Source organism: Streptomyces sp. NPDC058619 (assembly GCF_042717785.1).
Classification (GTDB): domain Bacteria; phylum Actinomycetota; class Actinomycetes; order Streptomycetales; family Streptomycetaceae; genus Streptomyces.
The window spans coordinates 132,409-152,264 of the sequence record NZ_JBHXQN010000014.1 but is presented as its reverse complement, the minus strand read 5'-3'; the positions used below and the strand labels follow the sequence as shown (position 1 = coordinate 152,264).

The window sequence follows — 19,856 nt, the reverse complement described above, 5'->3', positions numbered from 1 at the left end:
TCCGGTCACTTCTCGGGGTGCACGCCCCAGCCGACCTGCTGTCCCTCCGAGGGCGCCGCGTACCGCGGCGCCCTCGCTGCGTCGGACAGCACGAACACGTCCGTGGCACCGTCCAGGACGCCGCCCGAGGGGTCGTCCGAGCCGTCCCGGCGCACGACGTCCCGCTCGGGCATCAGGATGTCCCGCACGACGACAGCGCACAGGTACACCGTGGCCACCAGGTGGGCCGCGATGGCCAGCTGGTACCCCTCCACGGGCAGGCCCTGGTGCTTGTCGCCGCTGCTGGTGTAGGCGAGGTAGAACCAGATCCCGAAGAAGTAGACGATCTCTCCGGCCTGCCAGACCAGGAAGTCCCGCCAGCGCGGCCGGGCCAGCGCGGCGAGCGGGATCAGCCAGAGCACGTACTGCGGCGAGTAGACCTTGTTGGCCAGGATGAACGCGGCGACGACCAGGAAGGCCAGCTGCGCGAAACGGGGCCGCCGCGGGGCGCACAGCGTGAGCAGCCCGATGGCGGCGCACAGCAGGAGCGTCAGCGCGGTCGCGTACGTGTTGGCACCGTCGAGGGGGTTGCCCGAGCGCTGGGAGATCAGCAGCCACACGGAACCGAAGTCGATGGGGCGTTCCTGGCTGAAGGTGTAGAACTTCGACCAGCCGTCCCGGGCGAACAGCATCACCGGCAGGTTCACCACGAGCCAGGCCCCGGCCGCGCCGAGCGCCGCGCCGCCGAAAGCGCGCCACTTCCCGGCCCGCCAGCAGAGGACGAACAGCACCCCGAGCAGCAGGACGGGGTAGAGCTTGGCAGCGGTGGCGAGGCCGATGAGGATGCCGAAGAGCACCGCCCGGCCGCGGGACCACGCGAGCATCCCGGCGGCGGTGAGGGCGATGGCCAGCAGGTCCCAGTTGATCGTCGCCGTGAGTGCGAAGGCGGGCGCGAGGGCGAAGAGCAGGGCGTCCCAGGGGCGGCGCCGGTGGGTGCGGGCGACACACACGGCGATCACCGCGGCGCAGGCCATCAGCATGCCCGCGTTGACCATCCAGTAGATCTGCTCGCGGTGCTGCATGGAGCCGCTGCCCGGGGTCAGCCAGGAGGCGATCTCCATGAAGAGCCCGGTGAGCACCGGGTACTCCAGGTACTCCATGTCGCCGGGGAGCCGGTCGAAGTAGGGCGTCAGGTTGTCGGCGAAGCCCCGTACGGCGTACAGGTGCGGGATGTCGGAGTAGCAGGCGTGGGTGTACTGCGAGCCCGCTCCCCGGAACCACGCCCAGTTGTAGCAGGGCAGCTTCTGCACCATGCCGAGCGCGAACATGCCGATGGCGAGGAGGGCCACGACGCGGACCGGCCCCAGCCAGTGCCCGCCCAGCCGGGCGTAGCGGCCGAGCGGGCCGCCGATGAGCTCGCTACCGGCTGCGGCGACCTCGTCCTGCTGGGTGGGCAGTACGGGGAGGTCCTCTTGCACCTTCGTCATGCGCTCATCCTGCCGTACGGGGCCGGAGACGGGGGAAGGCCGTCGCACGGGGTGCGACGGCCTTCCCGCTCCGCCCGGGCGCCCGGCTCAGCCGTCCGGGCTGCCGGTGGTCCACCCTCCGGTGACGCCGCCCGGGCGGCCCGGCCGGCCGGTGCTCGACGGGGACGGCTCGCCGGTGGCACCGCCGTCGGCGCCGCCGATGACGCCTCCGTTGTCCGCGCCGCCGTTGTTGGCGCCTCCGTTGTTCGCGCCGCCGTTGGCCGCGCCGGCCGCCGTGCTCGGGTCGCAGTACAGCCCCCACGGCTTGCAGGAGGGCTTCCCGCTCTTCGACGGCGTCGGGGACGGCGTCGGCGAGGGGCTGGAAGGGGACGGCGAGGGCGACGCGGACGGAGTGGGAGCCGCCGACGGCGTCGGGGACGGCGCGCCGGCGGAGTCCGCCTCGACGCCGATGGGCTCGGCCTCGGGGAAGTCCTTGACCGGCGCGTCCTTGAGGGCTTCGCGCATGTACTCGGTCCAGATGACGGCGGGGATGTCACCACCGTGGATGGAGTCGGTACCGCCCACGCCGTTCATGGACATCAGCTTCTTGTCCGCGGAGTTCGGGTCCGTGCGGAAGAGCGCCACGGAGGTCGACAGCTCCGGGGTGTAGCCGACGAACCACGCCGACTTGTTCTGGTCGGTGGTGCCGGTCTTGCCCGCGGCGGGCCGTCCCAGCTTCTTGACCTTCGTACCGGTGCCGTTCTTGACCACGTTCTCCAGGACCTTGGTGACGTTGTCGGCGACGGCACTGTCCATGGCCCGCTGTTCCTTGGGGGCCTCGAATCCGGACAACTCCTGCCCGTCCTTCGTGACCTGGCTCACCGAGTACGGCTCGCGGTGCGTGCCGGAGGCCGCGAAGGTGGCGTAGGAGTCGGCCATGCGGATGGCGCTCGGGGTGGAGGTGCCGAGTGCGAAGGACGCGTTGTTGTTCTTGTCCATCGAGTCCTCGAGGATGCCCGTGGACTTGGCCATCTCGCGGACCTTGGTGTGTCCGACGTCGAAGACGAGCTGGGCGAACGGCACGTTGATGGACTTCTCCATCGCCTCGTTGAGGGTGACGTAGCCGAACGCGGTCGGGCTCTCGTTCTTCTGCCGGAACGGCTTGCCGTCCGCGGCGAGCAGCGGCTTGCCCTGGCGGTTCTTGATCACCGTCAGGTCGTCGGCCATGTACTTGCTGTCGACCGAGATGCCCTCGCCGTTCGAGTTCTGGGTGCCGTGCTTCATCGCCGCGGCCAGGACGTACGGCTTCCAGGTCGAGCCGACCGGGACGCCGATGGTGTTGGCGTTGTTGCTGAAGTACTTCTGGTCCCAGCCCGGACCGCCGTACAGGGCCACGATCGCGCCGGTCTTCACGTCGACGGAGGCCGCGCCGAACTGCACGAAGGTGTCCAGGTCGGGGCGCTTCTTCTCGTCGAGGAAGTCGTTGCGGGTGTCTTCCACGGCCTTGACCAGGGCGTCCACCTTCGGCTTCTGGAAGGTGGTCTTGATCCGGTATCCGCCCAGCGCCATCTTCTCGGCGCTGATGTCCTTGGTCTTCATCACGTACTGCTTGGCCGTCTCGACCAGGTAGCCGATCTGGCCGGACATGCCGCGCGCCTGCGCCGACTCGACGAGGGCGGGGAAGTTCTCGGGCTTGTACTTCGCCCGCTCCTCCTTGGACATCCTGTTGACCTGGACCTGGCGGTCGAGCACCCAGGTCCAGCGCTGCTTCGCCCGCGCGGTGTTGGCCTCGGGCGTGGCCGCGGCGCCGATGCCGCCGTCCGGGTTGTACAGGTTGGGGCCCTTGAGGACCGAGGCCAGGAAGGCGGACTCGGAGGGGTTCAGGTCCTTGGAGTCCTTGCCGAAGTAGGCACGGGCCGCGGCCTGGATGCCGTAGGCGTCCCGGCCGTAGTACGCGGTGTTGAGGTAGCCCGCGAGGACCTTGTCCTTCTCCTCGGTGACACCGAGCCTGATCGAGATGAAGAGCTCGGTGACCTTCCTCTTGAGCGTCTGCTCGGAGTCCAGGAAGTTGTTCTTCACGTACTGCTGGGTGATGGTCGAGCCGCCCTGGGTGGAACCGCCCTTGGCCATGTTCCACACGGCGCGGACGATGCCCATGGGGTCGACGCCCTTGTCCGTCTCGAAGGACTCGTTCTCCGCGGCGATCACGGCGTTCTGCATCGACAGCGGGATCTGGTCGATGCCCACGATCTGCCGGTTCATCGAACCGCCGGTGGCCACCATCTGGGTGTTGTCGGCCCAGAGGAAGACGTTGTTCTGGGCCTCGGCCGCCTTGTTGGGGTCGGGCGTGCTCACCATGGCGATGCCGATGCCGGCTCCGGCCACGATGACCGCGAAGAAGCCCAGCACCGTCCCGCTGACGAGCTTCCAGGACGGTACGAAGCGCTTCCAGCCGCCCTTGTCGGCACGCGGGTAGTTGATGAGGCGCTTGGCCGGGCGGCCCGCGCCGCGTCCCGGCGCTCCACCGCCCCGTCCGCGGCCCGCGGAACCTCTCTGAGCGGCGCGGCGGGCCTCGGCGCGGCTGCCCTGGGAGGACTGTTCTGCGTACGGGCCGCTGGGCGACGCGGTGGGCACACCACGTCCGGCCTCGGCGCCCCGTCCGGGGCGTTGCGGGGCAGCCCGGCGGGACGAGGCGCGTCCACCGCCCTGGGGCTGCGGCGGTTTGCGGCGATGCTCGCTCATCGAACGACTACTCCTCGGGCAGGCGAGAGGCCTGGAAGCGGCGGGTGAATTCCGGTTCCCCCGGTGTCATGGCCCACAGACTACGCACGCTCAAAACCCGAACAGTGCCGAAGTTCACCCCAAATCAGGCAACTTGCCTCGTACGAATTCGTGATGTGACGCCGGTCACCATGTCGCCCCTTGTCGCAAGCGGCTGCTCGATCTATCGTCTGGATGTATCGAGTCGATACATCAGCTCGACATAAAGACCTCAGAGTCGGAGGAGGGGCAGGCGGATGAGCAGGCGCTCAGGCATCCTGGAATTCGCCGTCCTCGGCCTGCTTCGCGAATCCCCCATGCACGGCTACGAGCTGCGTAAGCGGCTCAACACCTCGCTGGGGGTGTTCCGGGCGTTCAGCTACGGGACGCTCTACCCCTGCCTCAAGACACTGGTCACCAACGGCTGGTTGATCGAGGAACCGGGCAACGCTCCGGAAGACGCTCTCGCCGCTTCACTCGCAGGGCGCCGCGCCAAGATCGTCTACCGGTTGACGGCCGCGGGCAAGGAGCACTTCGAGGAGCTGCTCTCCCACACGGGGCCCGACACCTGGGAGGACGAGTCCTTCGCCGCCCGCTTCGCCTTCTTCGGCCAGACCGAGCGAGAAGTGCGCATGCGGGTACTGGAGGGCCGCCGCAGTCGGCTGGAGGAGCGCCTGGAGAAGATGCGCGCCTCACTCGCCCGCACACGGGAGCGTCTCGACGACTACACGCTGGAGCTACAGCGGCACGGCATGGAGTCGGTGGAGCGCGAAGTGCGCTGGCTGAACGAGCTCATCGAGAGCGAGCGGGCGGGACGGGATCAGAGACGACCCGGTCCGTCCGACGAAACTGCAAAATGAGGCCTGCATCTCGCAGGCCTCGTCCGAGAACAAACAGGGAGCAACCGGAATGGGTTCGGTTCGCGTAGCCATCGTCGGCGTAGGCAACTGCGCCGCCTCGCTGGTGCAGGGCGTCGAGTACTACAAGGACGCCGACCCGGCGGCCAAGGTCCCCGGTCTGATGCACGTCCAGTTCGGCGACTACCACGTGCGTGACATCGAGTTCGTCGCCGCGTTCGATGTCGACGCGAAGAAGGTCGGCCTCGACCTTTCGGACGCCATCGGCGCCAGCGAGAACAACACCATCAAGATCTGCGACGTCCCGAACGCCGGTGTGACCGTTCAGCGCGGCCACACCCTGGACGGCCTGGGCAAGTACTACCGCCTGACGATCGAGGAGTCCGCCGAGGCTCCGGTCGACGTGGTCCAGATCCTCAAGGACCGCCAGGTCGACGTCCTGATCTGCTACCTGCCCGTCGGCTCCGAGAACGCGGCGAAGTTCTACGCGCAGTGCGCCATCGACGCCAAGGTCGCCTTCGTCAACGCCCTCCCGGTCTTCATCGCCGGCACCAAGGCGTGGGCTGACAAGTTCACCGAGGCCGGTGTCCCGATCGTCGGCGACGACATCAAGTCCCAGGTCGGCGCGACCATCACGCACCGCGTGATGGCGAAGCTGTTCGAGGACCGCGGTGTCCGTCTTGAGCGCACCATGCAGCTCAACGTCGGCGGCAACATGGACTTCAAGAACATGCTCGAGCGCGACCGCCTCGAGTCGAAGAAGATCTCCAAGACGCAGGCCGTCACCTCGCAGATCCCGGACCGGGACCTCGGCGAGAACAACGTCCACATCGGCCCGTCCGACTACGTCGCGTGGCTCGACGACCGCAAGTGGGCCTACGTCCGCCTCGAGGGTCGCGCCTTCGGCGACGTCCCGCTGAACCTCGAGTACAAGCTCGAGGTGTGGGACTCCCCGAACTCGGCCGGTGTCATCATCGACGCCCTGCGCGCCGCGAAGATCGCGAAGGACCGCGGTATCGGTGGCCCGATCCTGTCGGCCTCCAGCTACTTCATGAAGTCCCCGCCGGTGCAGTACTTCGACGACGAGGCCTACGCCAGCGTCGAGAAGTTCATCAAGGGCGAGGTCGAGCGCTAGTCGAGCCCAAGGGTCCTCAGGACACCTGGACTTAGGCTGTTCTTCCGCGGAGGGTCCCCGGGCAATGTGTCCGGGGACCCTCCGCGTGTGTGACCCTTGCCCTCATGCCTGTCGTACGTGATCTGCGCGTACTCCTGCGCCTGAGGGACTTCCGCAACCTGCTCGCCGTACGGCTGTTCTCCCAGTCGGCCGACGGCGTCTACCAGGTCGCTCTCGCGGCCTACGTGGTCTTCTCACCGGAGAAGCAGACCTCGCCGGCCGCCATCGCCTCGGCCATGGCCGTGCTGCTGCTTCCCTACTCGGTCATCGGCCCCTTCGCCGGGGTCCTCCTCGACCGCTGGCGCCGCCGACAGGTCTTCCTCTACGGCAACCTGCTGCGCGCCTTCCTCGCCTGCGTCACCGGAATGCTGATCGTCGCCCACGTGCCCGACTGGCTGTTCTACGCCTCGGCCCTGTCGGTGACGGCCGTCAACCGCTTCGTGCTGGCCGGTCTGGCCGCGTCCCTGCCCCACGTCGTCGGTCCCGACCAGCTCGTCACGGCCAACGCCCTCTCGCCCACCGCCGGAACGCTCGCCGCGGTCGCGGGCGGGGGTCTGGCCTTCCTCGTCCGAGTGCTGGCGGCCGACTCCGACGCACTCGTCGTACTCCTCGGAGCCGGCCTCTACCTGTGTGCGGCCCTGGTCTCCCTGCGCCTCGCCGTCGGCCTCCTGGGGCCCGACCACCTTCCCGGCCGGCTCCGCCCGTCGGTCGCCGAGGGAGTCGTCCTCACCGTGCGGGGCATGGTCGCGGGGCTGCGGCACCTGGCCGCCCGGCGGGAAGCCGCCCAAGCGCTCGCCGCCATGACCCTGATGCGGTTCTGCTACGGGTCCCTGTTCGTCATGCTGCTGATGTTGTGCCGCTACTCCTGGGCGGACAACGAGTCCGACGGGCTGGCCCTGCTGGGCGTCGCGATCGGCGTCTCGGGGGCCGGATTCTTCGCCGCCGCCCTCATCACCCCCTGGCTGGTGAGCCGGCTCGGGACCCGCGGCGCGATCACCGTCTGCGCCGCGGGCGCCGCGGTGCTGGTCCCGGCCCTCGGACTGTTCTTCACCCCCGGCCCGATGCTGGCCGCCGCGTTCGTCCTGGGGCTCGCCACCCAGGGCACCAAGATCTCGACCGACACGGTCGTGCAGTCACAGGTGGACGACGCCTACCGCGGCCGCGTATTCGCCGTCTACGACGTGCTGTTCAACATCGCGTTCGTCGGAGCGGCGGCGGTCGCCGCCCTGATGCTCCCCGTCGACGGGCGCTCCGTGACGCTGATCCTCAGCGTGGCCGCCCTGTACGCCGGCACAGCAGCCCTACTGGAACGGCGGGGGCGACGTTTCACGTGAAACATCGCCCCCGCCGACCCGTCCCGAGCCGATGTTTCACGTGAAACACCGACGCGGGTCCTCCTGCCTCAGGCCTGCGAGGCCCACCACTCCTTGAGCGCGGCGACGGCCGCCTCCCGCTCCATCGGCCCGTTCTCCAGGCGCAGCTCCAGCAGGAACGCGTACGCCCGGCCGATGACCGGGCCGGGCCCGACGTCCAGCACCCGCATGATCTCGTTGCCGTCCAGATCGGGGCGGATCGAGTCCAGCTCTTCCTGATCCTGGAGCTGCGCGATGCGCTCCTCGAGCCCGTCATAGGTCCGGGACAGGGCGTTGGCCTTGCGCTTGTTCCGCGTGGTGCAGTCGGACCGGGTCAGCTTGTGGAGGCGCCCCAGCAGCGGACCCGCGTCACGGACGTAGCGCCGCACCGCCGAGTCGGTCCACTCCCCGTCTCCGTAGCCGTGGAAGCGCAGGTGCAGCTCCACCAGCCGGGACACGTCCTTGATCATGTCGTTGGAGTATTTCAGCGCGGTAAGGCGCTTCTTGGTCATCTTCGCGCCCACCACCTCGTGGTGGTGGAAGGAGACCCGGCCGTCGCTCTCGAAACGGCGGGTGCGCGGCTTGCCGATGTCGTGCAGCAGGGCCGCGAGCCGCAGCACCAGGTCGGGACCGTCCTCCTCCAGCGCGATCGCCTGTTCCAGCACGATCAGCGAGTGGTCGTAGACGTCCTTGTGCCGGTGGTGTTCGTCACTCTCCAGCCGCAGCGCGGGCAGCTCGGGAAGCACCCGGTCCGCCAGCCCGGTGTCCACGAGCAGGCCCAGGCCCTTGCGCGGGTGGGCGGAGAGGATGAGCTTGTTCAGCTCTCCCTGCACCCGCTCCGCCGAGACGATCTCGATCCGGTCGGACATGGCCTTCATCGCCGCCACGACCTCCGGGGCGACCTCGAAGTCCAGCTGCGCCGCGAACCGGGCCGCCCGCAGCATGCGCAGGGGGTCGTCGGAGAAGGAGTCCTCCGGCGTGCCGGGTGTACGGAGGATTCCCGCGGCCAGGTCCTCCAGGCCGCCGTGCGGGTCGATGAACTCCTGTTCCGGCAGGGCCAAGGCCATGGCGTTGACCGTGAAGTCACGCCTGACCAGGTCTTCCTCGATGCAGTCGCCGTAGGAGACCTCCGGCTTGCGGGACGTGCGGTCGTACGCCTCCGAGCGGTAGGTGGTCACCTCGATCTGGAAGCCGTCCTTCTGCGATCCGACGGTGCCGAAGGCGATCCCGACGTCCCACACGGAGTCGGCCCACGGCCGGACGATCTTCAGCACGTCCTCGGGACGGGCGTCGGTGGTGAAGTCGAGATCGTTGCCGAGACGCTCCAGCAGCGCGTCGCGGACGGACCCGCCGACCAGGGCGAGGCGGAAGCCCGCCTGCTGGAAACGGCGGCCGAGCTCGTCGGCGACAGGGGCGATCCGCAGCAGTTCGCTCACCGCGCGGCGCTGCACCTGACTCAGGGCACTGGGGCTGTCTTCGTTGGCTTTCGGCACAACAGAAAAGGGTACGTGGCCTGCCCGGCCCGGGCTTCCCCGTTTTGTTGCCACCCCGGTACACAACCGCCCCGGGGTGGAGCCGATCATGTGGAGCAAGACGCGGCACTCGCGCACAGCGGGTCTCGTTACCATCAGTGGACGCACAGACGACGACCACTGACACTTCGAGGAACGGGCTAGCGCGTGGCCGAGGCGGCAGAGATCAAGGGGGCGTCCCCCGCCCCTGTCCGGCGCCGGTGGATGCGACGGGCGGTGGTCCTGCTCGCGGGGACGCCCGTGCTGGCTGCTCTGATCTACTCTCCCGCCCCCGAGGCCCAGGCGGCCCCCGGACCCTCGGTCGACGTCCAGCTGACGTCCATGGCTCCCGCGGCCCCGGTCAAGGGCGACACCCTCACCATTTCCGGCACCGTGGTCAACAACGGCTCCGACACGATCACCGACGCCCACGTCGGGCTACGGGTCGGGCCCGCCCTGGCGGACCGGGCCTCCATCGACGATGTGGCGGACCGCACCGGTTTCCGGGCCGGCACGGACCCGGGCGAGATCGACCCGGCCTACGCCGTGAAGATCCCCTCGCTGCCCTCGAAGGCCGGCCAGGACTTCACCCTCTCGGTCCCGGTGAACAAGCTGGAGCTGGACAAGGACGGCGTCTACCAGCTCGGCGTCTCGCTCTCCGGGGCGACCGACCGACGGCCCTCCGAACAGGTCCTCGGCATCAAGCGGACCTTCCTCCCCTGGCAGCCGGACGCAGCCGCCAAGCGCTCGAGCCTCACCTTCGCGTGGCCGCTGATCGCCCATACCCGGGTGACCGCGGAGACCGGCTCCGACGAGCTGCAGACCCCGGTCTTCCTCGACGACTCGCTCGCCCAGGAGCTGGAGCCCAGCGGCCGCCTGGGCCAGATGGTCGCCCTCGGCAAGGACCTCCCCGTCACCTGGCTGATCGACCCCGACCTGCTCTTCACGGTCGACGCCATGACCAAGGGGTACCGGGTCCGCGGTCCCGACGGGAAGATCGTCCAGGGCAGGAAGAAGGCCGTCGCCGAGCAGTGGCTGAGCTCGCTGGAAGCCGCGGTCCAGGGCAAGAAGGTGGTCGCGCTGCCCTTCGCCGATCCCGACCTCGCCTCCCTCGCGCACCAGGGCAAGGACGTCTCGGGGACCCTGGGCCAGCTCCGGCCCGCCACCGACAAGGCGAAGGACGCGGTCGAGACCGTCCTGCACGTCCCGGCCTCCACCGATTTCTCCTGGCCCGTGAACGGCGCCATCGACCCCTCGATCGTCAACGTCGCCACCTCGGCCGGCGCCCACAACGTCCTCACCCGCAGCGACAGCCTCACGGAGACCGGGGCCCTCGGCTACACCCCCTCGGCCGCGCGGCCCATCGGCGCGGGCACCACGGCGATCGTGGCGGACGAGGAGCTCTCCACCGCCTTCGAGGGCGACATGCTGCGCGCCGAGAACTCCACGCTCGCCGTGCAGCGGTTCCTCGCCCAGAGCCTCGCCCTCAACCTGCAGAAGACCGACGAGCAGCGCAGCTTCGTCGTCACCCCTCAGCGCATGCCGTCCGCCAGCCAGGCGAACTCGATGGCCACCGCCCTGCGCAGCCTCCAGGCGGGCCGCTGGACCCAGCCCGGCGACCTCGAGTCCGCGGCTGCGGCCAAGCCCGACCCCGGCGCCGCCACCCAGGTACCGGGCGCGGGGGAGTACCCCGAGGCCCTGCGCAAGCAGGAACTGCCGGTGGCGGCGTTCGAAAAGATCCGTACCACGCAGAACACCCTCGACCACTTCAAGGTCATCCTCGCCGCGCCCGACCGCGTGGAAATCCCGTTCGGCAACGCCATCAACCGGGAGATGTCCACCTCCTGGCGCGGACGTCCGGAGGAGGCCAAGCTCTACCGGCAGCAGGTGCAGGACTACCTGATCGGCCTGACGGAGAAGGTCAAGGTCATCCCCAAGTCCGACGCCACCCTGTCCGGCCACAGCGCCACCATTCCGGTCAGCGTCCAGAACAGCCTCGTCCAGGATGTCCACAACCTCGTCCTGCGGGTGAAGTCGGCGAACCCGACCCGCCTGATGTTCAGCGACAGCGAGCAGGAGGTCACGGTGCAGGGCGGGCACAGCCAGACCGTAAAGTTCACCGCGAACGCCACGGCGAGCGGCCCGGTCGAGGTCACCGCACAGCTCTTCACCGAAGACGGCGTCCCCTACGGCAAGGCACGCACCTTCACCGTCGAGGCCACCGAAATCACCCCCACCGTCATGCTCGTCATCGCCGGCGGTGTGCTCCTCCTCGTCCTGGCGGGCATCAAGATGTACGCCAGCCGCAAGCGCGTCGCGGCACGCGCGGCCGCCGAGGAGAGCACGCAGCCGAGTGACGAGTCCACGGACACCGGACCGCAAAGCACCGAGGCGTCCGGCACGGGTGAGACAGTGGACCGTTGAGCGATGCCGTGGCCGGTCGGCCTGGGGACGATGAGGTGGGGTTTCGATGAACGCGCCGTACGACGGTGACCGCGCGCAGGGCACTGGTGGGCCCGCGCCCGGCCAGGGCACTGCCCCGGGCACCCCGGTGCCCGGGCAGGTTCCCGCGCCCGCGCCCGCACCGGACCACGACCCGTATGTCCAGGGAGCCTACGACTACGACCCCTACCGGTCGCAGGACCTGTCGGCCCAGGACCCCGTCGCCGAGGTCCTCTACGACCGGGCCTCGCACCCCCCGCCGCCGCCGGGCACCTACCAGGAGCCCGGCCCGCTCTACGCGGCCCCGTCCGCACCCCCGTACTCCCCCGACCCGCGCGTCTGGGCCCAGACCCCGCCGCCCGAGCCGGACGGCCCGTCGAGACACCTGCCGTACGGGGACCACGCCACCACCACCCAGTTCGTCGGCGTGGACTCCCTCGTGACCAGGGCCTCGGACGAGCAGCCGGAACCGGATGCCTTCGCGCACCTGTACCGGGACCAGGAGGCGGCGCCCCGCACCGCCGCGGAGGACGCCCCGGTGGCGGCCCCGGCGCCGGCCAAGCCGGCCGGGCGGGCATCCAGCCTGCTCAAGTCCAGCGCGCTGATGGCCGCCGGCACGATCGTCTCCCGCATCACCGGCTTCCTGCGGACCCTGGTCATCGCCGGTGCCATCGGCGTCGGCACCTTCAACGACACGTACCAGATCGCCAACACGCTGCCCACGATGATCTACGTGCTGGTCGGTGGCGGCGCGCTCAACGCCGTCTTCATCCCCCAGCTCGTCCGGGCCATGAAGAACGACAGCGACGGCGGACAGGCGTACGCCAACCGGCTGCTGACGCTCGTCGTGGTCCTGCTCGCCGCGATCACCACCGTCTGCGTGCTGGCCGCCCCGGTGTTCATCACCATGATGTCGCCGAAGATCGCCTCCGACCCCCAGCAGATGGACGTCGCGGTCGCCTTCGCCCGCTACTGCCTGCCGACCATGTTCTTCATGGGCGTCCACGTGGTCCTCGGTCAGATCCTGAACGCCCGCGGCCGGTTCGGCGCGATGATGTGGACCCCGGTCCTCAACAACATCGTCGTCATCGCCACCTTCGGTGCCTTCATCTGGGCGTTCGGCGGCTTCACCACCTCCGGCGTCAACGCCACCACCGTCACCGCGGACGGCGTCCGCCTGCTGGGCCTGGGCACCCTGCTGGGCCTGACCGTCCAGGCCCTCGCGATGCTGCCCTACCTGCGCGACGCCGGCTTCGCCCCGCGCCTGCGCTTCGACTGGAAGGGCCACGGCCTGGGCAAGGCCGCCCGCCTGGCCAAGTGGACGTTCTTCTTCGTCCTCGCCAACCAGGTCGGCCTCGTCGTCGTCACCCAGCTCGCCACCTGGGCCGGCTCGGTCGCCGAGAAGCAGGGCCACCCCGGCACGGGCATCACCGCCTACAACTACGCGCTGCTGCTCTGGCAGATGCCGCAGGCCATCATCACCGTCTCCGTCATGACGGCCGTCCTCCCCCGCATCTCCCGCTCGGCCCACGACGGGGACGCCGCAGCCGTCCGTGACGACATCTCGTACGGGCTGCGCACCTCCGCCGTCGCGATCGTGCCCTGTGCCTTCGCGTTCCTCGCGCTCGGCGTCCCGATGGCGACCCTCCTCTACGCCGGATCCGGCTCCGGCGCCCAGAACATCGGCTACGTCCTGATGGCCTTCGGTCTCGGACTGATCCCGTACTCCGTCCAGTACGTCGTCCTGCGCGGCTTCTACGCCTACGAGGACACCCGGACGCCCTTCTACAACACGGTCATCGTGGCCGCCGTCAACGCGGCGGGCTCCGCGGCCTCCTTCTTCCTCCTCCCCGCGCGCTGGGCCGTCGTCGGCATGGCCGCCGCCTACGGCCTCGGCTACGCCGTCGGCGTCGGAGTCGCCTGGCGCCGCCTGCGCAACCGGCTCGGCGGCGACCTCGACGGCGCCCACGTGATGCGCACCTACGCCCGCCTGACCGGCGCGTGCGTCCCCGCCGCCGCGGTGGCGGGAGCCGCCGCCTACGGGGTCACCCAGTGGCTCGGCAGCGGGGTCACCGGCTCGGCAGCCGCCCTCGTCGCCGGCGGGATCGCCCTGGCGGCGGTGTTCCTCATCGCCGCCAAGCGGATGAGGATCGAAGAGCTCAACGCGATGGTCGGAATGGTCCGCGGACGTTTGGGGCGCTGATGCGCACAACCGTCGGACCCCATCGCGTGTCGTGCATAGCGACGGACTGTGGGCACAATTGGCATGGCTTCGCAGGCTGGCCTACAGCGCGCAACGGATGGGGAGGCGGAACCGACGGTGGCGGAACGTAGCACGGCTGCCGTCGACGTGGCCGACAACAGCGGCGAAGAGCCGCTGGCCGCAGATGCGGCCAAGGCCACGGCCGACGGGGTGGACACCCAGAACGGACGAGCCGCGGACGGACCTGTGCTCGAAAAAGACGGCGAACGGATCGGCGCGGCCCCCGCGGCCGCCCCCGAACTCCACAGCGGCCACAAGCTCGCCAGACGCTACCGCCTCGAGGAATGCGTCACCCGTGTGGACGGATTCAGCAGCTGGCGTGCGATGGACGAGAAGCTGCGCCGGGCCGTGGGGGTCCACCTGCTGCCGGCCGACCACCCGCGGGCCCGCTCCGTGCTGGCGGCGGCCCGCTCCTCGGCCCTCCTCGGCGACCCCCGGTTCGTCCAGGTCCTCGACGCCGTGGAGGAGAACGACCTCGTCTACGTCGTCCACGAGTGGCTGCCCGACTCCACCGAGCTCACCGCGCTCCTGGCCGCCGGCCCGCTGGAGGCCCACGAGGCCTACCAGCTCGTCAGCCAGATCTCCCAGGCGATGACCGCCGCGCACCGCGAGGGCCTCGCCCACCTGCGGCTGACGCCCAGCGCGATACTGCGCACCTCCTCGGGCCAGTACCGCATCCGCGGCCTCGCCGTGAACGCCGCCCTGCGCGGCATCACCAGCGACACCCCGCAGCGCGCGGACACCGAGGCCATCGGCGCCCTCCTGTACGCCGCCCTGACCCAGCGCTGGCCGTACGAGAACGACGCCTACGGCCTCACCGGCCTGCCCAAGGGCGTGGGCCTGATCGCACCCGACCAGGTACGCGCCGGAGTCCACCGCAGCCTGGGCGAACTCGCCATGCGCGCGCTCGCCAACGACGGGGCGACCGCCTCCCGTCAGGAGCCCGCCTTCACCACCCCGGAAGAGCTGGCCAAGGCCGTTGCCGCGATGCCCCGCATCAGGCCGCCGGAGCCCACCTTCACCGCCCCGCCCGAGTACCAGCACACGACCTACCAGCAGGGCAGCTACGGCCGTCCCACGCCCCGCGGCGCGCCCACGGCCCCGTCGGTCGTGGTCGTCCCGCCACCCCCGCTGCAGAGCCGTACCGGACGGGCGCTCAAGTGGGGCGTCGCCGCCCTGCTGATCGCCGCACTGGGCCTGGGCAGCTGGCAGCTCGCCGACACGCTCCTGGACCACAGGAGCCAGAGCGACACCGGCACCACGCAGGACGAGCCCGCCGAGACCGGCGACGACCCGAAGGCAGAGCCGGTCCAGCTCCCCGTCAAGGACGCGGCCGAGTACTACCCGGACGGAACGGCACAGAACGCCGAAGACGTCGCGAACAGCTACGACAACGATCCCGCGTCGTACTGGCGGACCAAGGCGTTCAACGACGGTCCCGAAATGGACCCCTCCTTCAAGGCGGGCGTCGGCATCGTCTACGACCTGGGCCTCGAGCAGGAGGTCAACGCCGCGTCGATAAAGTTCAAGTTCGGCGGCGACCACACCACCGCCACCCTGTACGCGACCAACAGCCTGTCGTCTGCGACGCCGGTCGGCTCCATGCAGAAGATCGTCACCGGCAAGACCTCCGGCAAGCAACTCGACCTCGCCACCGAGACGCCGGTCAAGACCCGCTACGTGGTCCTGTGGATCACCGCCATGCCGAAGTCCAACGCCTATGAATTCAGCGGAGCCGGCTACAAGCAGGCCGTCACGAACGTCTCGTTCTCGCGCAATTCATAGCGTCGGAAAGATCCGGAAACGCAAACCGGGGCGGTGGAGCACCATATTCCGCAGCCCCGGAATGCGGTCGAGTTCCCGCGGGAATACGCGTCCGGCCCTCGGCCGGCGAGCCGGGCGGGCTCCGCAGGGGCCGCGGCGGCGCCGACTCGTCAGACCTGACCCGACAGCACGTTCGGCCGGGTGACGGGTTTCCCACACCGGGAGCCATGGGGAGCCCGAGAATTCCCGGCAGCACCGCGCCGCACAGCGGCACCGGGGCGGGCACGGGAATGCATTCCCTCTCGATCGGCGTCGGCAGAAGTGCCGGTGCCAGGGTGGCCGAAATGCCCGATTTTCGTCGTTTACTTTCTGCGGCAAACCCGATTCAATACCTGCACGGATCCGACCAGGGAGGGGAATCATGAGGCCCGCGGCTGACGACCCCCGCTCGGGCACCGACCAGGATCTCCTCGCCCGGCACGTGGCCGGCGACCCCGAAGCCTTCGGCGAGCTCGTACGACGCCACCGCGACCGCCTGTGGGCCGTCGCGCTGCGCACCCTCGGCGACCGCGAGGAGGCCGCCGACGCGGTCCAGGACGCCCTCGTCTCCGCCTACCGGGCCGCCCACACCTTCCGCGGGGAATCGGCCGTCACCACCTGGTTGCACCGCATCACCGTGAACGCCTGCCTCGACCGCGCGCGCAAGGCCGCCTCCCGCAAGACGGCGCCCCTGGACGATACGGACCGCCTGGAGCGGCTCCTGGAGCCCCACGAGTCCGCCGAGGCCCCCGCGGAGCGCCAGGACCTCCACCGGCAGCTCCTGGCCGCCCTGGGCACTCTGCCGGCCGACCAGCGCGCCGCGCTGGTCCTCGTAGACATGCAGGGATACCCCGTGGCCGAGGCCGCCCACATCCTCGACGTGCCCACCGGGACGGTGAAGAGCCGGTGCGCGCGGGGGCGGGCCAAACTGGCCCCGCTCCTCACTCATCTGCGCGCGAATGCCGGGGATAACACCGTCTCCGAGCGGGGAGGGAACCGGACGCCGGGCCCATCCGTCACACCGTCGGCAGAACCCAGGCATCCAGACCCAGACGCTGTGAAGGGTGGAGGTGGACGACCGTGAGCCCCACGAGCGGCACGATCAGGCACCCGGACGTCTCGGAGATCTCCGACCTGGCCGAAGGGCTCCTCTCGCCCGCCCGCACCACCGAGGTCCGCCGCCATCTCGGCGACTGCGCGCTGTGTGCGGACGTCGGTGCCTCCCTGGACGAGATCCGCGGCCTGCTGGGCACCCTTCCGGGCCCCGCCCGCATGCCCGCGGACATCGCCGGACGCATCGACGCGGCTCTCGCCGCCGAGGCCCTCCTCGACGCCGCGAAGCACCCGGCACCCTCCCCGGCCGCGCCCCGGACCGACACCGCGGCGCCGGTTGTTTCACGTGGAACCACGTCCGGCTCCACCCCCGGAACCGACGTCCGCCGGCCCTCCGGTCACCCGGTCGGCCCAAGCGGCCCCGGCCGCCGCCGCGCCCGCCGCCGGATCGCCATCATCACGGGCCTGGCCGGAGCCACCGCCTGCGCCCTCGGGATCTTCCTCTTCGCCGACCTCTCCGGCGCGCCCGACCAGAACACCACCTCCCGCGGCGACGCCGCGTCCTCCGCGGCCCAGCCCCCCGCGGAGGACGGGACCTACACCGCCGGGGGCCTCCGGGACGACGTCCGCGAGCTGCTGGCCTCCGGGCCCGGCGCCAAGACCGCCCCGCAGGAGCAGAACAACACCTTCGGGATGGAGAACACCTCCCCGGCTCCCGGAATCGCCGGAGGCGGCGACCGCGCGGCCTCCGCCGTCCCCTCCTGCGTCCAGAACGGGACCGGCCGCCCCGACACCCCGCTCGCCGCCGAGCGCGGCAGCTACCGGGGCGCCCCGGTCTACCTTCTGGTCCTTGCGCACCCGGGAGACGTCACCCGGGTCGACGCCTACCTCGTGGAAACCGCCTGCGAGTCCGCCGGTGCGGACGCCCCCGGAAAGCTCCTGCTGTCGAGCACCTACCCGCGAAGCTGACACCGCAGGATCGCGGCGGACAGCCGGGGAATGCACGCGCCGTAGGATCCGTTGGGTGGGGTGAGAGTCCGCACCGGCCCCCGGTAGGCAAGAAGCAGTCCGCAGAGACGAGGAAGAAACCCGTGAGCGACGTTCGAAACGTGATCATCATCGGCTCCGGGCCGGCCGGTTACACGGCCGCCCTGTATACCGCACGCGCTTCGCTCAAGCCCCTGGTCTTCGAAGGCGCGGTCACCGCCGGTGGCGCCCTGATGAACACCACCGAGGTGGAGAACTTCCCCGGATTCCAGGACGGCATCATGGGTCCGGACCTGATGGACAACATGCGCGGCCAGGCCGAGCGGTTCGGCGCCGAACTGGTCCCGGACGACATCGTGTCCGTGGACCTCACCGGCGAGATCAAGACCGTCACCGACACCGCCGGCACCGTGCACCGCGCCAAGGCCGTCATCGTCACCACCGGCTCGCAGCACCGCAAGCTCGGCCTGCCCAACGAGGACGCCCTGTCCGGGCGCGGCGTGTCCTGGTGCGCCACGTGTGACGGGTTCTTCTTCAAGGACCACGACATCGCCGTCGTCGGCGGCGGCGACACCGCGATCGAGGAAGCGACCTTCCTCTCCCGGTTCGCCAAGTCCGTCACCATCGTTCACCGCCGCGACAGCCTGCGCGCCTCCAAGGCCATGCAGGACCGCGCCTTCGCCGACCCGAAGATCACGTTCGCCTGGGACAGCGAGGTCGCCGAGATCCACGGCGAGCAGAAGCTCTCCGGCCTCACCCTGCGCAACACCAAGACCGGTGAGACCTCCGAGCTGCCCGTGACCGGCCTCTTCATCGCCGTCGGCCACGACCCGCGCACCGAACTGTTCAAGGACCAGCTGGAGCTCGACGACGAGGGCTACCTCAAGGTCGCCGCCCCGTCCACGCGGACGAACGTCACCGGCGTCTTCGGCGCGGGCGACGTCGTGGACCACACGTACCGTCAGGCCATCACCGCCGCGGGAACCGGCTGTTCCGCCGCTCTCGACGCCGAGCGCTTCCTCGCCGCCCTCGCGGACACCGAGAAGGCCCACGCAACGGTCTGACACCCTTACCAGCCCCCACCCACACCCCGCAGGAAGAAGAAGGAGGCCGCTGTGGCCGGCACCCTCAAGAACGTGACCGACGCTGACTTCGATGCCGAGGTCCTCAAGAGCGACAAGCCCGTACTGGTGGACTTCTGGGCCGCCTGGTGCGGACCGTGCCGTCAGATCGCGCCGTCCCTCGAGGCCATCGCCGCCGAGTACGGCGACCAGATCGAGATCGTCAAGCTGAACATCGACGAGAACCCGGCCACGGCTGCCAAGTACGGCGTCATGTCCATCCCCACCCTGAACGTCTACCAGGGTGGCGAGGTCGCCAAGACCATCGTCGGCGCCAAGCCGAAGGCTGCCATCCTGCGCGACCTCGCCGACTTCGTCGAGGTCAAGACCGTCTGAGTCGGGACCATTCGACGGCAGCGGTGTTTCACGTGAAACGGGGTCGCCCCCAGGGGCGGCCCCGTTTCGCTACCCCTGATCACAGCGGGCGCAGGACCGGCTCCTTGCGCGCCCCGCCCAACAGCCGGTCCAGCGCCATCTCCACGTCTTCCTTCCACGACAGCGTGGAGCGCAGCTCCAGCCGCAACCGCGGGTGTACCGGGTGGGGCCGTACGGTCTTGAAGCCCACCGCGAGCAGATGGTCCGCCGGCAGCAGACAGGCCGGGCCCTCCCAGCGGGCGTCGCCGAAGGCCTCGATCGCCCGGAACCCCCGGCGCAGCAGATCCTTCGCCACCGTTTGGACCATCACGCGCCCCAGGCCCTGGCCCTGATAGCCCGGCATGATCCACGAGGTGATCAGCTGTACGGCGTCGGGTGAGACGGGACTGGTCGGGAACGCGGTGGCCCGGGGCACGTACGCCGGGGGCGCATACAGCACGAACCCCACCGGGACGTCGTCCACGTAGATCACGCGGCCGCACGATCCCCACTCCAGGAGGACGGCCGAGATCCACGCCTCCTTCTCCGACTCCGCGGTGCCCGCCTTTACGGCGGCCTCCCCGCTGACCGGATCCAGCTCCCAGAACACGCAGGACCGGCAACGCCGGGGCAGGTCCGGGAGGTTGTCCAGCGTGAGCGGTACCAGCCGACGACCCATGAGCGCATCGTATCCACTGACCCCTCCTTCTTCGACGGGTCGGCGCCTCGGGCCG

The 19,856-nt window shown here is 70.0% G+C and carries 14 protein-coding genes; 10 read left to right on the top strand and 4 right to left on the bottom strand.

The features are described from left to right. Nucleotides 1–5: 5 nt before the first annotated feature. Both ACFWTC_RS16815 and ACFWTC_RS16810 read right to left on the bottom strand, forming a co-directional pair. Entirely contained in the window at nucleotides 6–1,466 is a 1,461-nt protein-coding gene (locus tag ACFWTC_RS16815) for a glycosyltransferase family 87 protein (RefSeq protein WP_384027612.1), read from the bottom strand. Between the two features lie 87 nt (nucleotides 1,467–1,553). Then, entirely contained in the window at nucleotides 1,554–4,187 is a 2,634-nt protein-coding gene (locus ACFWTC_RS16810) for a transglycosylase domain-containing protein (protein ID WP_383915922.1), read from the bottom strand. Nucleotides 4,188–4,462: 275 nt separating this feature from the next. On the opposite strand from ACFWTC_RS16810, the gene ACFWTC_RS16805 reads away from it, so the two are divergent. The 3 genes from ACFWTC_RS16805 to ACFWTC_RS16795 all read left to right on the top strand — a co-directional run bounded on the left by ACFWTC_RS16805 (nucleotide 4,463) and on the right by ACFWTC_RS16795 (nucleotide 7,570). After that, nucleotides 4,463–5,065, top strand: a complete 603-nt coding sequence (locus tag ACFWTC_RS16805) for a helix-turn-helix transcriptional regulator (protein ID WP_365921848.1) — start codon at nucleotides 4,463–4,465, stop codon at nucleotides 5,063–5,065. A 49-nt stretch (nucleotides 5,066–5,114) separates the two neighbouring features. Further along, nucleotides 5,115–6,197: an inositol-3-phosphate synthase gene (locus ACFWTC_RS16800; RefSeq protein ID WP_383915924.1), complete on the top strand. Its 1,083-nt coding sequence runs from the start codon at nucleotides 5,115–5,117 to the stop codon at nucleotides 6,195–6,197. 104 nt (nucleotides 6,198–6,301) lie between these two features. Further along, nucleotides 6,302–7,570: an MFS transporter gene (locus ACFWTC_RS16795; RefSeq protein ID WP_384027614.1), complete on the top strand. Its 1,269-nt coding sequence runs from the start codon at nucleotides 6,302–6,304 to the stop codon at nucleotides 7,568–7,570. A gap of 68 nt (nucleotides 7,571–7,638) precedes the next feature. Here the strand turns inward: ACFWTC_RS16795 and ACFWTC_RS16790 are convergent, their stop codons facing one another. After that, nucleotides 7,639–9,081 carry a CCA tRNA nucleotidyltransferase gene (locus ACFWTC_RS16790; protein WP_384027616.1) on the bottom strand — a complete coding sequence of 481 codons (1,443 nt, stop codon included), beginning with the start codon at nucleotides 9,079–9,081 and terminating at the stop codon, nucleotides 7,639–7,641. Nucleotides 9,082–9,267: 186 nt separating this feature from the next. On the opposite strand from ACFWTC_RS16790, the gene ACFWTC_RS16785 reads away from it, so the two are divergent. The 7 genes from ACFWTC_RS16785 (at nucleotide 9,268) to trxA (ending at nucleotide 19,104) form a co-directional block, all read left to right on the top strand. Next, the gene (locus ACFWTC_RS16785; RefSeq protein WP_384027618.1) at nucleotides 9,268–11,523 is read left to right on the top strand and encodes a DUF6049 family protein; all 2,256 of its coding nucleotides are present in this window, start codon (nucleotides 9,268–9,270) and stop codon (nucleotides 11,521–11,523) included. A gap of 46 nt (nucleotides 11,524–11,569) precedes the next feature. Continuing rightward, nucleotides 11,570–13,744: a murein biosynthesis integral membrane protein MurJ gene (gene murJ / locus ACFWTC_RS16780; RefSeq protein WP_383915932.1), complete on the top strand. Its 2,175-nt coding sequence runs from the start codon at nucleotides 11,570–11,572 to the stop codon at nucleotides 13,742–13,744. A gap of 117 nt (nucleotides 13,745–13,861) precedes the next feature. Continuing rightward, nucleotides 13,862–15,589 (top strand): serine/threonine protein kinase, encoded by a 1,728-nt coding sequence (locus ACFWTC_RS16775; RefSeq protein ID WP_384027620.1) that lies wholly within the window; start codon nucleotides 13,862–13,864, stop codon nucleotides 15,587–15,589. A gap of 400 nt (nucleotides 15,590–15,989) precedes the next feature. Further along, a complete protein-coding gene (sigM, locus tag ACFWTC_RS16770) occupies nucleotides 15,990–16,691 on the top strand; it encodes an RNA polymerase sigma factor SigM (RefSeq protein ID WP_383915936.1) in 702 nt (233 codons plus the stop codon). After that, entirely contained in the window at nucleotides 16,688–17,629 is a 942-nt protein-coding gene (locus ACFWTC_RS16765) for a hypothetical protein (RefSeq protein WP_383915938.1), read from the top strand. Before sigM ends, ACFWTC_RS16765 begins: the two co-directional genes overlap by 4 nt. A 122-nt stretch (nucleotides 17,630–17,751) precedes the next feature. After that, a complete protein-coding gene (gene trxB / locus ACFWTC_RS16760) occupies nucleotides 17,752–18,711 on the top strand; it encodes a thioredoxin-disulfide reductase (protein WP_383915940.1) in 960 nt (319 codons plus the stop codon). Between the two features lie 51 nt (nucleotides 18,712–18,762). Next, nucleotides 18,763–19,104, top strand: a complete 342-nt coding sequence (gene trxA, locus ACFWTC_RS16755; protein WP_383915942.1) for a thioredoxin — start codon at nucleotides 18,763–18,765, stop codon at nucleotides 19,102–19,104. A gap of 79 nt (nucleotides 19,105–19,183) precedes the next feature. Here the strand turns inward: trxA and ACFWTC_RS16750 are convergent, their stop codons facing one another. Further along, nucleotides 19,184–19,801 carry a GNAT family N-acetyltransferase gene (locus ACFWTC_RS16750; protein WP_383915944.1) on the bottom strand — a complete coding sequence of 206 codons (618 nt, stop codon included), beginning with the start codon at nucleotides 19,799–19,801 and terminating at the stop codon, nucleotides 19,184–19,186. Nucleotides 19,802–19,856 lie beyond the last annotated feature (55 nt).

What these genes read in the sequence shown, in the direction of transcription:
- ACFWTC_RS16750 (WP_383915944.1), bottom strand. Translation starts at nt 19,801, where the DNA reads ATGGGTCGTCGGCTGGTACCGCTCACGCTGGACAACCTCCCGGACCTG.
- ACFWTC_RS16795 (WP_384027614.1), top strand. Translation starts at nt 6,302, where the DNA reads ATGCCTGTCGTACGTGATCTGCGCGTACTCCTGCGCCTGAGGGACTTC.
- ACFWTC_RS16815 (WP_384027612.1), bottom strand. Translation starts at nt 1,466, where the DNA reads ATGACGAAGGTGCAAGAGGACCTCCCCGTACTGCCCACCCAGCAGGAC.
- murJ (WP_383915932.1), top strand. Translation starts at nt 11,570, where the DNA reads ATGAACGCGCCGTACGACGGTGACCGCGCGCAGGGCACTGGTGGGCCC.
- ACFWTC_RS16805 (WP_365921848.1), top strand. Translation starts at nt 4,463, where the DNA reads ATGAGCAGGCGCTCAGGCATCCTGGAATTCGCCGTCCTCGGCCTGCTT.
- sigM (WP_383915936.1), top strand. Translation starts at nt 15,990, where the DNA reads ATGAGGCCCGCGGCTGACGACCCCCGCTCGGGCACCGACCAGGATCTC.
- ACFWTC_RS16810 (WP_383915922.1), bottom strand. Translation starts at nt 4,187, where the DNA reads ATGAGCGAGCATCGCCGCAAACCGCCGCAGCCCCAGGGCGGTGGACGC.
- ACFWTC_RS16800 (WP_383915924.1), top strand. Translation starts at nt 5,115, where the DNA reads ATGGGTTCGGTTCGCGTAGCCATCGTCGGCGTAGGCAACTGCGCCGCC.